The organism is Caballeronia sp. GAWG1-5s-s, assembly GCF_023631445.1.
Lineage (GTDB): Bacteria > Pseudomonadota > Gammaproteobacteria > Burkholderiales > Burkholderiaceae > Caballeronia.
In genome coordinates, this window is record NZ_JALQDC010000028.1 from 272618 (window position 1) to 286611 (window position 13994).

The window sequence follows — 13994 nt, forward strand, 5'->3', positions numbered from 1 at the left end:
CGCGCCCGCTCTTTTGCATGCATCACGCGACAAGCGGACTCTCCTGCTCGTCGGTCGGCGCGATCGACTCAGCGCCTTGTGCCGTCGAGGCGCAGAGTTCTGCGAACTTGCTCGTCATCGCGTTGACCGAAAACAGCATGCGCGCCCGCTGACGCGCATGCTCCCGCGTCGCGCCGTCCGCCTTGCAGCGGTCGACGAGCGCGGCGAGCTTGTCGCAGGCGGCCTGCAAGTCGGGCTGATCGGCGCATTCGAGCAAGTGCCCGGTCACGCCGTCCACGAAGCACTCGCCCGCGCCGCCTGCCGGCGTCGAAAGCGTGGCGACGCCGAGCATCTGCGCTTCGATGAGCACGTTGGGCAGCCCTTCGAAGCGCGAGAGCAACACTTTCGCGTCCATCTTCGAGTACCAGTAGCCCACATGCGACGACAAGCCCGCGAACAGAAGCCGGCCCGAAATGCCCAGTTCGTTCGCAAGCTCGACGGCCTTCTGCTGCAACCGCCCGTCGCCGACAATCACGAAACGCGCGCGCGGCCGCTTCTTCAGATACCGGGCCGCGAGCCTGATCCATGACGACGGCCGCTTGTCCGGCTCGAAGCGGAAGACGCCGCCGATCGTCTCGGATGCATCCGCGGTCTTCTTCGCGAACGCCTCCCAGCGCTGCACGTCCTCGATCGAACCCGTGTTGTCGAGTTCGGGCACGCCGTTGTAGAGCACATGGAACCGCGCGAGCGGCAGATCGAGCCATGCGGCGTACGCTTGCGCGCCCGCGCGGCTGTTGCAGACGAAGTGGATGCCGGGCACCTCGGCCAGCGCCCGATAGAGCACCGCGTATTCGGGGCGGTCGCGCTCCCGGCGGATGTTCGGCGGCAATCCGCGAAACACGAGATGGATGACCGGCACGCCCGCCAGCAAGGCGGCGAGCGCGCCGAACAGGCACGTACCGTCCTGCCAGAGACTGACCACATCGAAGCGGCGCTCGCCAAAGTACGGTGTCAGGCGTCCGACGCCGTAGTGCACCGGCGGCGGCAGGTGCGCGAGCATGCGCAACAGGTTGGCATCGGTCACGGAGTGATCGGCGGCCGCGACAACGGGCAGGCCGTTGATCTGCGTGACGGGCACGCCCGCATCGTTCAATGTGCCGAGAAAGAAGTCGAGCCGCTGGCCGTTCTGCTCACGCGTGGTTTCCGTATGCTGCCTGACGAGCACTTCGACGCGGCTCGCCGTCGCCGACGGGCCGCCATGCAGCGCTTCCTTGCGCAAATGGCAGGCAAGCCGCGTCAGCTGGCGCTCTGCGCCGCCCGGTCCGAGACTGCCGGTGACGAGCGCGATGGCTTTCGCGCGTGCGCCGTCGGCGCAGCGCACAACGCGCTGGCGGAACGACAGGATCGCGTGCTTCATCGCGACGATCTTGATGTCGGCGCTCGCGAGCACGTCGTCCGATTCATACTGTCGATAGAACGCGTAATCGCTTGCCAGCGCGGCCGCCAGTCGCCCGGCCTTGCTGTCGGGCGCGAGCGACGCGGCGATCGGTTCCAGCACGGCGACCGCCTGCGCCAGCCGTCCGCGCTTGCTGAGTCGCTTGGCGAAGGCAATGCGAATATCGCGTCGGTCGTGCCGCGCGATCAGGCGCTCGAACAGCGCATCCGACGCCTCGTGCGCGCGCACGTCCGCGAGAAGCTCGGCGCGCGCGAGACTCGCCGACGCGTCGTCGAGCGATTCCGGCATGCAGCGGTCGATGTGCTCCAGCGCCGCTTCTACTTTCTTTTCCTTGACGAGCCGCAGAGCGTAACCGCGCGTGATGGCCGCATGGTCCGGGCAATCGGCCGACAGCGCATGCCAGGCGTCGAGCGTGCCCTCGGCATCCCCGGCCATTTCCATCAACTGCAACAGCAAGAGGCGCGAGTCGGCGTCTTGCGCGCGATCGCGAACGAGGCTTCGCGCCTCGGCGAGCGCGTCTTGCGCGAGACGGGCCGTGCGCGCGTGCGCCACCAGCCGGGCGAGCTCCTCGCGCACGGTGTCGGTCTCGGTTGTGCGGCTCGACTGCCCCGACGCGCCCGGGACCTGTTCGTTCGCTGCTGGTTCGGCTGCGATGCCTGTCACCGGCGAATCCACCGCTGTGGCGCTCGCTTTCGTTGCTTCAGTCATTATTTAGGACTACCACTCTCTTTCAGACGCACGGACGGAGCCGTACAGCGCGAGGCAAACGCCGCGATACGGTCAAGCGGCCTTTTCAGGCTCCGGCAGGGAAATCGTCTTGCGCCTGTCGCGTTCGGCCCACAGCAGGCACTTGCGGATGTTGGCGTCGATCTGCTCGACATCGCCGGACTGCTGGCGAAGCGCCTTCCAGTACGGCAGCGCCTGCGCGAAGCGATGCAGACGCATGGCGCCCGACGCCGCCGCCTTCAGGCCGACCGGATCGTCGGGCACGAGCTTCAAAATTGCTTCGCCGAGCGCCAGGCGTTCCTCGCCGCTCGCGGAATCGAGTCCGCGCAGCTGCGCGCGCAACGCCGCGACGACGCGCTTTTTCTCGACGGCGACATCGGCGCCCGAGGCGTCGGCTCTTTCGATCAGATCGAGCAGGGCCCACGCCGCGTCGTACTCCTGGCGAGCCAGCATGTCGCGGGCGGCGCGAATCGAGCGCCCTCGCAACGTCGAGATCTGACGCGCGGCGTCGTCGCGCATGGCGGAGTCCGCTTCGTGGTTCGCAGCGATCTGCGAGAAAGCCTCGATCGCTTCGGCATAACGTCCGGCCCGAACGGCCACGCGCGCGAGATGAAGACGCGCCGAGACCGGCGCGCCGGGCTCGTCCGCAGCCAGTCGCAAGTGACGAAGCGCCGTCGGCGTATCGCCGAGCGCTTCCGCTGCCCGCCCACGCAAGCTGTCGAGGTCGGGAAACGTGAGGCCGGTCTGCAAGGCGATGTCGATCAGGCCGACTGCCGCGTGAAAATCCTGCTCGACGATGGCCGCGCGAGCCGCTTGACGCATGTGCCGCTCGAGCGCCCGGCGCGCGCGCAATGCGTCCGCGTTCGCCGGCTGTGCGAGGCACGCCGCCTGAATGCGGTCGGCGGCCACGCGCAGATCGCCTGCGGCCACTGCCGCTTCACCCTCGGCGAGCCACCGCGCGATCTGGCGGGTCAGCCAGCCCGCCACATCGGCCGAATCGTTCGCGCCGAATGCCTGCGATACAGCCAACGCGGCCGCGGGCGCCGCGAAGCCCTCGCCGACCGCCCGCTCCGCGAGCGCCAGCGCTTCGCGCGCGGGCAGCCGCAGCGGCTCACCGGCAAGCCGCATCAGCGCCGCGCGGTTCTTCGTGTCGAGCTTCCGGTGCCACAGCAATGCATAGCTCGGGGCGTGCGCCGGCAACGTCGCGCGCACTTCTTCGGCCCAGTTTTCCGCGCTTTCCCCTTCCCCAGCCGATTGCAGCAGCGACAGCACCGCGCCGGCGGCTTCGGCGTCGCCGTTGGTCAGGCGGAAGAGGCGCTTCCAGCTTGCAAGCGCGGTCCTGGTGTCGCCGAGGCGCGTGGCGGAAAGGGCGCTGACGCGCAATAGCTCGGGCGTTTCCACTTCGTCTCCGAGCATCGCAGTCGCGAGCGCCAACGCGTTCTCGAAATCGCCTAATTCGAAGTAGCAGCGCATTAAGACGCGGTTGGCGTTGTCGTCTGAGCCGTCGTCGACCTCGCGCTGCTGGAGCACGCTGATCGCGCCTTCGTAATCGCCCAGTTCGGAACTGCATGCGGGCGAGCAGCAGGCCGTGCTCCGCGTGTGTCGGGTCGGCGCGCAATACCGCGCGTACTCGCCGCGACGCCTCGCACAGGCGTCCTTCGTTCCATGCCATCTCGATGCTCGCGGCTTCGTCCACCGGCTGCGCTTCTTTCTGCACGCGCGCGCCGCTGTCGCGCACGCCCGATGCGGCGATATGCGCCGCGAGAAAGCAGCGATGCCAGTCGTCCACCAGACGATCGGCGAACGCATCGGTGAAGTGCGTGAGATCAAGTCCGCCCTGCTCCATCGCGTCAGCCTGTCCGACCTCGTGCATCAGCGGCGTGGGATCGTAGCAAGGCACCTGCATGCGCCGCGCGATGTCACTCACCGTCTCGATCAGGCGGTGCCGCTGCTCGATGACCGGACTGTCGGGCGGCGCGGCGTCAACGTGCGTGACGAACACCAGCTTCTCGCTTCCGACGAGCGCGGCTATCTCCCGCATGTCGCGCTCGATCTCGTCGTCCGTCTGTTCCCTTCGCACGATGCGCGCGAGCAGCGCCTGATCCGCCGTCGCAAGCCGCCTGAAGTTCGGCTCCTGTTCGAGCCATGCGCGCCGCTCGGCCATCTTCTTGACCGATGCCATTGACCAGAAGGTCCGCGAACGCGCCCGGTCCGCGAAGAAATCTGCGAAGTACCGGCCCATGTAGTTGATCTGGATGGGATAACCGTCGACCGTCAACAGCTTGCGCGAAGACACTTCCACGATGGTCAGGTCCGCGTGCGCGCAAGGCTTCGCATAGCTCCCCGCCGCGACGCCGGGCCGGAACAGCAGCGCTTCGATCTCGGCCGGGATCGACTGCTGACCGAGCATGAAACGCAATTGCTGGAGCGCCTCGGCGCTCGTGTGGACGAATCCATAGTTGCGCGCGCTCTGCGCCCGAATCGGATACCGCGCGGCGCCTTTGCGCAGCGGCGTATGAATGCGGCACGTCCCGATGGGACTGACCAGCAGCTTCGATTGGCTCATACCGGGTCTTGAGTGACGTGGACGATGCCGCTTACAGCGCCCAGTACTGCACGCTCGCGGGCAAGCGCGTCTTGTCCAGCGACGACTTGAGGTCGCACAGCAATGCGTCTTCTGTCAGCATGTGCGGCAGGTCTTGCCAGATCGTCGCCATGATGTCGCGATGAGGCACTGCGAGAACGACGACATCGAGATTGTCGAAGTGAGACTTGTCGACGAGCGAGATGCCGTACTCGTGCTCCATCTGGGCCTTGTCCGCCATCGGGTCGTAAGCAAGCGGCGCGATGCCGTATTGCTGCAAAGCACGGTACAGATCGACCACCTTGGAATTGCGGATGTCGGGGACGTTCTCCTTGAACGTCATGCCCAGAATGCCGACACGCGTGGACCCGGCCAGACGGTGCTTGCGCGCGAGCATCTGCACGATCTTCGCGGCGACGTGCTGCGCCATGCCGTCGTTGATGCGGCGCCCTGCCAGGATGACTTCCGGGTGATAACCCATCTCCTGCGCTTTCGATGTCAGGTAATACGGGTCCACGCCGATGCAGTGGCCGCCCACGAGCCCCGGCGTGAAGCGCAGGAAGTTCCACTTCGTGCCAGCGGCTTCGAGCACCTCCGTCGTCGAGATGCCGGCGAGATCGCAGATCTTGGACATCTCGTTCATCAACGCGATGTTGATATCCCGCTGCGTGTTTTCGAGCACCTTCGCGGCTTCCGCCACCTTGATGGACGACGCGCGGTGCACGCCCGCGTCGATGATGCCGCCGTAGACTTCGGCGATGATGTCGGCGCTTTCGTCGTCCTGTCCGGAAACGATCTTGACGATCCGCTCCAGCGGATGCTCGCGATCGCCCGGATTGATGCGCTCGGGACTGTAGCCCAGCTTGAAGTCCACGCCGCAGCGCAAGCCCGACGCCTTTTCGAGTTCCGGCCCGCAGATTTCTTCCGTCGCGCCGGGGTGAACCGTGGACTCGAACACGACGATACTGCCCGGGCGCAGCACGGGGCCGATGGTGCGGCATGCGCTCACGAGCAGCGAGAAATCGGGGATGCACTTCTCGTCGACGGGCGTCGGCACCGCGACCACGAAGAAGTTGCAGTCAGCGAGGTCCGCTGCGTTGTCGGTGAAGCGCATGGTCGACGCGCGCAACACTTCGCTCTCGATTTCGCCCGTCCAATCCTCACCCTTTTTAAGGTGTTCGATACGGCGACGATCGACGTCGAAACCGATGACTTCGTAGCGGCGCGCGAACGCGACGGCGACAGGCAGGCCCACATAGCCCAGACCACACACTGCAATTTTCTTGATTGCCACAGAATTATCCTTGACGCCTGGCTATTCGACGCTGACTGCTTGCATTGAATAGCGTGTTGCAACATCACCGTTGGCAGTCGACTGCCTCGAACCCTGTTATTCGTCCGGGTTTCTTTTCGCTAAAAATATCCAGACCCAGCGAATTGGAACGAATCCTATAGAGGTGATAACAACGGCGCAAGGGATATAGAAGGACTTCGAAACAATGTTTCAGATAACACTGTTTGACGAATTGGGCGATCGTAAGCTCTGAAGGGCCGTCAAAAAGCGCCCATTAGAAACAGTAAGGCAGCGAAAGATTCCGCCCGTTTAAATGTTGTTCGCGTTGTAAATAGGACATCGCCTAGATTAGGCTTTAGTCGATAACCGGTCTGGATTCGACTTATGCCTAATATCAACTGTTTCTAAGATTAATTTTGGAATGACCGAAACTACTGAGCAATCGTCGACTGCGTATTTTGTTTATATTTGCCGCTAGTCAATCGGTTCGAAAGCCGTTTTACTGAAGGCGTAAGCATCGAAGAAATTTTCACGCGCTTTTACGCGCAACTGCGCGAGCGCCGACGCCATTAATTGCGCGCCGTGCGCTCATCTCGGGACGCCTACCGCGCAGGCTCCATTCCATACCGCCGCCTGATTTCATCGTTCGCGGGCGCGGCCATGAACGCAAGCAAGTCTCTCGACTCGACCGGCGCGCGCGTCGTCGCGCACACGGCGCCTTCGAACACGGTCAGCGCCTGAACGTCGTCCGGCAACGCACCGACGATGTCCACGCCCGCGACGCCGATCAGCTCGCTCATCTGCTGAAAGCCCAGTTCGACTTCGCCGCGCGCGATAAGCGTGCCGACCGCGACGCCCGGCGGCGCCTGCACGATGCGCGAACCGATCGCGTCCGCAATGCCCCATCGTTCGAACAAGCGCATGAGGTGCGTACCGCTCGGCCCCGTCGAATAGCCGATACTTCGCGCGGCGAGCACGGCCTCGCGCACGGCTGCGCCGCTGTCGATCGAAGGACGTTCCGCGCCCGCCGCCACCGCGACAGCAATGCCCGAACGCGCGATGCCTACGCGGCTTGTCGCATGGACGAGCCCGGCCTCGGCAAGCCGCGCGATCACGTCCGACGCGAGCACCACGGTGTCGAACACTTCCTTATCCTCAATACGCCGTGCCGCCGCGACCCCGCCGACCGATTCGATTGTCACGCGCTGCCCGGCTTGCTGCATGTAGACGTCGGCGAGATCGTTCAGGACCTGGCGCGTCGCCATCGACGAAATGACCGTGATCGGCGCGGCGGTGTCGTGCATCGCGAATCCTTGCATTAGTCGATATAGCGCAGGCCCGCGCGTTGCAGCGGCTCGCGCATGTTGTACATGTCGAGACCGAGCACGCCGCTTGCCAGCTTCGCGCGCTTCTCCTCTTCGAGCGCCTCGCGCGCCGTGGCCTTTTCCAACACCTTTTGCGCCGATGCCGACGGCACCACGACCACGCCGTCATCGTCCGCCACGATCACATCGCCCGGCGTGACCCACGCGCCCGCGCACACCACCGGAATGTTGACCGAGCCGAGCGTCGCCTTGACGGTGCCCTTCGCCGAGATCGCCTTGCTCCAGACGGGGAAGCCCATCTCGGTCAGCACGCGCACGTCGCGCACGCCGCCGTCGATGATGAGCGCCCGCGCGCCACGCGCCTTGAAGCTCGTCGCGAGCAGATCGCCGAAGAAGCCATCGGTGTTGTCGGTCGTGCACGCGGCCACGACGATATCGCCGGGCTGTATCTGTTCGGCCGCGACGTGCAGCATCCAGTTGTCGCCGGGTTGCAAGAGTACCGTCACGGCCGTGCCGCTCGCTTGCGCGCCGACGTATATCGGGCGCATATACGGCTTCATCAGACCGACGCGGCCCATTGCTTCGTGAACCGTGGCCGAGCCGAGCGCGCCGAGCTTCGTCGCCGCGTCGCCATCGGCGCGATCGATGTTTCGATACACCACTCCGAGTTCATACATATTCATCGTCCCTTTGCTTTGAGCGCCGCATCGAGGCGCGGATACACGCGGCGCGCGTTGCCTTCGTAGATCTTGTGGCGCGCTTCGGGCTGCATCGACGCCGCTTCGATATAGCGCTTCGTATCGTCGAAATAGTGCCCGGTTTCCGGGTCGATGCCTCGCACCGCGCCGATCATTTCACTGGCGAAAAGAATGTTGTCGACCGGTATCACGCGCGTAAGCAGGTCGATGCCCGGCTGGTGATAGACGCATGTGTCGAAGAACACGTTGTTCAGCAGATGATCCTTCAGCAAGGGCTTTTTCAGTTCCTGCGCGAGCCCGCGGAAGCGTCCCCAGTGATAAGGCACCGCGCCGCCGCCATGCGGAATCACGAAGCGCAGCGTCGGGAAATCGCGGAACAGGTCGGACGTGAGGCACTGCATGAACGCGGTCGTGTCCGCGTTCAAATAGTGCGCGCCCGTCGTGTGAAAGCACGCATTGCAACTGGTGCTGACATGGATCATCGCGGGGATGTCGTACTCGACCATCTTTTCGTAGATCGGGTACCAATAGCGGTCGGAAAGCGGCGGGCTCGTCCAGTGACCACCGGACGGGTCGGGGTTCAGGTTGATCGCCACGTTGCCGTACTGCTCCACGCACTTCACGAGCTCGGGTATGCACGTCGCGACATCGACGCCGGGGCTCTGCGGAAGCATCGCCGCCGGAATGAAACTGTCGGGAAAAAGCTGGCTCACGCGATAGCACAGTTCATTGCAGATGGCGGCCCACGTGCTCGACACCTCCAAGTCGCCGATATGGTGCGCCATGAAGCTCGCGCGCGGACTGAAGATGGTGAGATCGAGCCCGCGCTCGCGCATCAGGCGCAACTGATTGCTTTCGATGGATTCGCGCAGTTCGTCGTCGCTGATATGCAGTTCCGACGGACGCGGCATCTCCGACGGATTCTTGATGCCGGCGATCTGCCGGTTGCGCCATGCCTCCAGCGCCTTCGGCGCGGTCGTGTAATGGCCGTGTATGTCGATGATCATCGTGACTTCAACTCCAGGACTAATGTGCGGCTGTCGTCTGCGGGGCGGCGTCGGCCGTGCGGCTGCGCTGCGCGACGAGAATAGCGATGCCTGCGAGCGTCGCGGGAATGGCGAGCATCGCGAGGATGGCGCCGAACTGCCAGCCGAGGCCGAGCAACGCGCCGCCGAACGCGGAACCGAAGATGCTGCCGAAGCGCCCCATGCCAAGCATCCAGCTCACGCCGGTGGCGCGCGCGACCGTCGGATAGCGGCCCGGCGCGAATGCGTTGAGACCGGTTTGCGCGCCGCTCATGCAGAAGCCCGCGGCAAACACGAGTACGGCGAGCGACGACGACAGCGCGCCGATCCACGCGAGCCCGAGCACGCACACCGCGCCACCGAGATAGGCCGCGCTGATGACCGGCGCGGGGCGCACGCGGTCCATGATCCAGCCGACGATGATCGCGCCGATGGTGCCGCCGATCTGGAACATGGCCGTGATGTTCGCCGCCGCCGATACGGTGAGGCCGGCGTCTTTCATCAGCGTCGGCAGCCAGCCGGTGAGCAGATAGATGACGAGCAGGCCCATGAAGTACGTCACCCACAGCGCCGCCGTCAGAAGACCATAGCCGTGCGAGAACAGCACGCCGATGGGGCGCTTGGTCGGCAGCGGCGGCTCGGTCGAAACGAAGGTTTCATCGCCCTTGAAGCGCGCGCCGCACACGCGGCCCAGCACCTTACCGATCTTCTGCGAGGTCGCGCCGCGCACCGCTAAGAGACGCGCCGATTCGGGCAGCAGCCAGATTTGCAGCGGAATCAGCACGAGCGGCAGGCCGCCGCCGAAGATCAGCACGGAACGCCAGCCGTGCGTCGGAATGAGCCAGCCCGCGACAAAGCCGATCAACGCCGAGCCGAGATTGAAGCCCGTGAACATGATGGTGATGAGCAGCGCGCGCTTGCGTTGCGGCGCGTACTCGGAGAGCAGCGTCGTGGTGTTGGGCATCGCGGCGCCGAGGCCGATACCCGTCAGCACGCGCAGCAACGCCATGCTCGTTGGCGTTGTGGTGAACGCCGTGGCGATGGTGAACACGCCGAACAGGAACACCGACGTAATCAGGACTCCTTTTCTCCCGATGCGATCCGACGCCGGCCCGGCAGCCAGCGCACCGATCACGAGTCCGATGGGCGCGGCGCTCATCACGAGTCCGAACGCCGGGCGCGAGATGTGCCAGTCCGCGATGATCGACGGCGCGACGAAGCCCATGATGGCCACGTCCATGCCGTCGGCCGTCACCACGAGAAAGCACAGCGCCACCAGCAGCCACTGGTAGGCGGAAATGGGCCGCTCGTCGATGAACGCCTTGATGTCGATGGTTCTACCGCTAGTCATGTGATGTCTCCGTGCGTTTATCGTTTTATTGTTTGCCCTGCTCCGCCTTGTCCCAGTCGAGCTTGCCGCCGCCCTTGCCCGCGACCGAATACAGCGCGCCCGGCGCATTGCGCGTCTTCTGGAATTCTTCGAGCGTCTGGCCGCGCATCGCGGCATAGATGTGCAGGTTCGACACGCCCGTTACCGCGCCGAGCTTTTCGAGCATGAAGAAGATCACGCCGTAATGCAGCAGCGCGCGCCAGTCGCGGCGGCGGATCATGTCGCGTTCTTCTTCGCTGAGACCGGCGGCCTCGAAGCTCGCCTCGGGGTCTTGCTGAAAGGCTTCGCGATGCGCGGGCTCGACCATGCGATGCAGATAATCGTTGATGCGATACGCACGCACCGCCGTTTCGATGCTGAACGGATACGTGCCTTGCAGCTTCTCGACGTCGGTCAATTCGATCGCCATGCGCTGACGATGCCGCTCGATGATCGCGGGCTTCGTCTCGCTGTCCTCGCCTTCGTAGATGGCCGTCGCGATGCCGGCCATCGACGGCAAGTAGTAGCTGCGATGCTTGCAGACCACGCTCGACGACAGCGCGCCGCGCATGGTCAGCCACATGATGACTTCCGCGCCTTCGTAGCCGCCCAGTTCCGCGTACTCGGCAATCGTCATCTGCGCGAGTTGTTCGGGATCGCGTTCGAAGAGATCGAGGAAGCGCTGGTCCCATTCGGTGTTGTTGAAGCCGGCGCGTTCGCCATGCACCTGATGCGAAAGACCGCCCGTCGCGAGAATCGCGACCTTGATGTCCTCCGGATAGCTTTCGATGGCGCGCCGCAGCGCCTGACCGAGCTTGTAGAAGCGTCGCGCGCTCGGTATCGGCAATTGCAGCACGCCCATTTGCAGCGGCACGATCTTCACGGGCCACTCGGGCTTGTGCGGGCACAGCATCGACAGCGGCGAGAAGCAGCCGTGATCGAGCGCCTTGTTCTGGAAGAACGACATGTCGAACTCGTCGGTCATCAGCGAGCTGCCGATGTGCGCGGCAAGCGCAGGATGTCCCTTGATCGGCGGAAGATCGCGCGCGCCGCCGCCTTCGTCCGCGACGTGCCATTCGGGACCTACGCCCAATGCGAACGCCGAGTAATGATCGAAGAAGAAAGACGTGACGTGATCGTTATAGATGGTCAGGATCACATCGGGGCGCTTCTCTTCCAGCCACTTCGCGAGCGGCGCGAAGTTTTCGAAGATCGGCGCCCAGACGGGGTCGTCGCGCTTGTTCTTGTCGAATGCGAAGCCGATGGTGGGCGTGTGCGAGGCGGCGATGCCACCGATGATGCGGGCCATGTCGAAGGTGCTCCGTGAGGTGCCGGGCAATCAGGCGCTCGTGGAATGCACGCGGCCCGGTATGTTGCGAGAACGTGAGCCGACGATACGGGCCGCACGGCACGCGCGGTACTGCGCGTAAACCATGAGTCGGGGAGAGACGGGACGCAGCGAAGATGATGGACGACCGGCCGGCGCGGGCTTGCGGGCGGGGTTTCGACGCTACGATTCGAGCGGCGCGATAAATAAAACCGATGGCCGGACAAAAAGGACGCAAGGGGACGGCGAACGGCCGGTTGTTCGAGAACCGGACCTTCACCAGTGGTGGCGTTGTTTCGATCGCGAGGAGTCGACGTCGAGCGATCCGTTGTCGTCGCGAAACGCGAGACTTCTCGTCCGCGCCGACCGTGTCATGAGTGCATCAGTAGTGAATCGTCAACGGCTCGGGATGTTCCTGTGTAATCACGCAGCTGGAGTCGACCGGCCAGCCCGCCGCCGTGATGGGCGGGTTATAGCGCTGGCATTGTCCGTTGGTGCCCAGGGTGTACGACGAGACGGTCAGGAATTGCGAGTTCGTTTCCGGCGCGACATACACCGTGACGTCCGAGCCTTTTCTCACTGCAAACGCGGGCCGCGATGCAGTCGTGCTGGGGATGAGCGGCGCGCCACTGCAATCGCTCGAATAGAACTGGTTCATGAAATACCATCCCCACGTGAACTCGGTCGCCGAATAGACGATCTTGTTGCCGGTGCCGGAGACTTGCCGCCGCATGATCGGCACGAAGACCGGCGCCCCGTTCACCGACTGGAAGACACCGGCGCTGCCTCCCGCGTATTTCAATGGGCCGACTTCCTTCCCGTTCGCGTCGAAGACACGGAGTACGTGCCGATGATGATGGTGGTGCTCGACTTCATCGGCAAACGACGTCATCGCGCCCGAGCACAGCAGCGTCAACAGAATCATTCTGCGCATGGCATGCACCTCAAGCCCATAGTCATGGTTCAGTGGGGACGCGCTTGTTGCGAAGTCCTTCGGCTAGCCTCACCGCGCGGGCGTGTTGCCGGTCGGAATGCGTACGGTGAGCGGCTCGGGATAGGCGCCGGTCAGCGAGAAGGTGCTCTCGGTCGGCCAGCCGTATTCCGTGACTGGCGTGCCCGATGCCGCGCAGGTAAAGGTCGGACCCGACCGCACGGACCCGATCAGGATCGGCGCGGAGTTGGTGGCAGGCGCGACGTACAACGTGACGTCGTGGCCTAGCCGTATGGTGGTCGATGGCCGCACGCCTGTCGTCAATGTGATGACCGGCGTGCCGCTGCAGTCCGTCGACGTGAAGTCGGCTACGTTCATGCCCGACCATCTGAATTGCGTCGCCGAATAAACGGTCTGCGGCCCGCCGTCGCCCGAGACGATCACGCGCTCGATGGGCACGAATGCGATCGCGCCATTGACGGTGAGATAAAGGCCGGGCCCGCCGTAATCGTCCAGTGGTCCGACGAACTTGCCTTGCGCGTCGAACACCAGGGGCGTCTCGCCCGCGAAGGAAGCCGTCAATTGCAGCAGCAATAAGACTGAAACGACGAAAGCACGCATGTCTCCACCTCTTATGTCAGTTGCGGGCATTGCCGAATGAGCAAGCGATCGGGCAACCGTATGCGTTAGGATAGAACGACTGCGACGTATTGCAAAGTAAAAGAGTCAGAACGCACAAACAGGCTGACGCTTCGTCGAGCTGAGAGTCTTCGTTTAGCACGGTCGAACTATTCGATTATTGCTAGCCGATGTGAGACGGTCGGTGCGCGCTTAGATGACCGAAGGAAGCACATGCGATACTGCTGCGCCGCATGAAGGACCGTATGACAAACGCTGGTCTGCTCGTCCGTAGGGGTATCCGTGGATGCCGGCACCGGAGCACCTATACTGGACTACGCAACGGGAGCCAGTCATGAAACAGCTAGTGCTTGTGTTCGCCGCATTGTGCGTTGCAACGCCGTTCGCTCTGGCGCAGTCGCATCCGAGCCCGGAGACGGATATGCGCGCGCCCCACAACAACCCGAAGCTGATGCCGAACGCGCCGCTCGGCAGCGAATATCCGTCGCACGGCAACGTGCAAGCAGGCGAGTTGAACCTCAACCCGGCGGACCCCCGCGCACAGATGGTCAACGGCCTGCCCAACAATGCGAACGACGGCGGCTATGGCGCGCCGCTCGCCGGCAACAAGGCAAACGTCCCGCCGCGCGACTGAGCGTATT

Annotated in this window: 11 protein-coding genes and 1 pseudogene; 1 reads left to right on the forward strand and 11 read right to left on the reverse strand. The window is 64.1% G+C overall.

Features of this window, described 5'->3' with window-relative positions; genetic code table 11:
* Positions 1 to 22: 22 nt before the first annotated feature.
* The 11 genes and pseudogenes from NCR34_RS20600 to NCR34_RS20650 all read right to left on the reverse strand — a co-directional run bounded on the left by NCR34_RS20600 (position 23) and on the right by NCR34_RS20650 (position 13335).
* Positions 23 to 2143: a glycosyltransferase gene (locus tag NCR34_RS20600; protein ID WP_250501024.1), complete on the reverse strand. Its 2121-nt coding sequence runs from the start codon at positions 2141 to 2143 to the stop codon at positions 23 to 25.
* A 72-nt stretch (positions 2144 to 2215) separates the two neighbouring features.
* Positions 2216 to 3595, reverse strand: a complete 1380-nt coding sequence (locus NCR34_RS20605; RefSeq protein WP_250501025.1) for a hypothetical protein — start codon at positions 3593 to 3595, stop codon at positions 2216 to 2218.
* Between the two features lie 397 nt (positions 3596 to 3992).
* A pseudogene (locus NCR34_RS28375) lies at positions 3993 to 4727 on the reverse strand (hypothetical protein); the annotation flags it as partial.
* Positions 4728 to 4758: 31 nt separating this feature from the next.
* Positions 4759 to 6018, reverse strand: coding sequence for a nucleotide sugar dehydrogenase (locus NCR34_RS20615; RefSeq protein WP_248324813.1), 1260 nt, complete (start codon positions 6016 to 6018; stop codon positions 4759 to 4761).
* A gap of 623 nt (positions 6019 to 6641) precedes the next feature.
* Positions 6642 to 7343: a substrate-binding domain-containing protein gene (locus NCR34_RS20620; RefSeq protein WP_248324436.1), complete on the reverse strand. Its 702-nt coding sequence runs from the start codon at positions 7341 to 7343 to the stop codon at positions 6642 to 6644.
* Positions 7344 to 7357: 14 nt separating this feature from the next.
* Positions 7358 to 8041 (reverse strand): 4-carboxy-4-hydroxy-2-oxoadipate aldolase/oxaloacetate decarboxylase, encoded by a 684-nt coding sequence (ligK, locus tag NCR34_RS20625; protein ID WP_284506633.1) that lies wholly within the window; start codon positions 8039 to 8041, stop codon positions 7358 to 7360.
* Between the two features lie 2 nt (positions 8042 to 8043).
* A complete protein-coding gene (locus tag NCR34_RS20630) occupies positions 8044 to 9069 on the reverse strand; it encodes an amidohydrolase family protein (protein WP_248324438.1) in 1026 nt (341 codons plus the stop codon).
* Between the two features lie 19 nt (positions 9070 to 9088).
* Positions 9089 to 10438 (reverse strand): MFS transporter, encoded by a 1350-nt coding sequence (locus tag NCR34_RS20635; RefSeq protein WP_248324439.1) that lies wholly within the window; start codon positions 10436 to 10438, stop codon positions 9089 to 9091.
* A gap of 25 nt (positions 10439 to 10463) precedes the next feature.
* The gene (locus tag NCR34_RS20640; protein ID WP_248324440.1) at positions 10464 to 11765 is read right to left on the reverse strand and encodes a gallate dioxygenase; all 1302 of its coding nucleotides are present in this window, start codon (positions 11763 to 11765) and stop codon (positions 10464 to 10466) included.
* Positions 11766 to 12165: 400 nt separating this feature from the next.
* On the reverse strand, positions 12166 to 12717 hold the full coding sequence (locus tag NCR34_RS20645) for a hypothetical protein (RefSeq protein WP_175945927.1): 552 nt from the start codon (positions 12715 to 12717) through the stop codon (positions 12166 to 12168).
* A gap of 69 nt (positions 12718 to 12786) precedes the next feature.
* The gene (locus NCR34_RS20650) at positions 12787 to 13335 is read right to left on the reverse strand and encodes a hypothetical protein (protein ID WP_248324441.1); all 549 of its coding nucleotides are present in this window, start codon (positions 13333 to 13335) and stop codon (positions 12787 to 12789) included.
* Positions 13336 to 13687: 352 nt separating this feature from the next.
* On the opposite strand from NCR34_RS20650, the gene NCR34_RS20655 reads away from it, so the two are divergent.
* Positions 13688 to 13987 (forward strand): hypothetical protein, encoded by a 300-nt coding sequence (locus NCR34_RS20655; protein WP_206470620.1) that lies wholly within the window; start codon positions 13688 to 13690, stop codon positions 13985 to 13987.
* Positions 13988 to 13994 lie beyond the last annotated feature (7 nt).

What these genes read in the sequence shown, in the direction of transcription:
- NCR34_RS20640 (WP_248324440.1), bottom strand. Translation starts at nt 11,765, where the DNA reads ATGGCCCGCATCATCGGTGGCATCGCCGCCTCGCACACGCCCACCATC.
- NCR34_RS20645 (WP_175945927.1), bottom strand. Translation starts at nt 12,717, where the DNA reads ATGCGCAGAATGATTCTGTTGACGCTGCTGTGCTCGGGCGCGATGACG.
- NCR34_RS20650 (WP_248324441.1), bottom strand. Translation starts at nt 13,335, where the DNA reads ATGCGTGCTTTCGTCGTTTCAGTCTTATTGCTGCTGCAATTGACGGCT.
- NCR34_RS20630 (WP_248324438.1), bottom strand. Translation starts at nt 9,069, where the DNA reads ATGATCATCGACATACACGGCCATTACACGACCGCGCCGAAGGCGCTG.
- ligK (WP_284506633.1), bottom strand. Translation starts at nt 8,041, where the DNA reads ATGTATGAACTCGGAGTGGTGTATCGAAACATCGATCGCGCCGATGGC.
- NCR34_RS20600 (WP_250501024.1), bottom strand. Translation starts at nt 2,143, where the DNA reads ATGACTGAAGCAACGAAAGCGAGCGCCACAGCGGTGGATTCGCCGGTG.
- NCR34_RS20655 (WP_206470620.1), top strand. Translation starts at nt 13,688, where the DNA reads ATGAAACAGCTAGTGCTTGTGTTCGCCGCATTGTGCGTTGCAACGCCG.
- NCR34_RS20620 (WP_248324436.1), bottom strand. Translation starts at nt 7,343, where the DNA reads ATGCACGACACCGCCGCGCCGATCACGGTCATTTCGTCGATGGCGACG.
- NCR34_RS20635 (WP_248324439.1), bottom strand. Translation starts at nt 10,438, where the DNA reads ATGACTAGCGGTAGAACCATCGACATCAAGGCGTTCATCGACGAGCGG.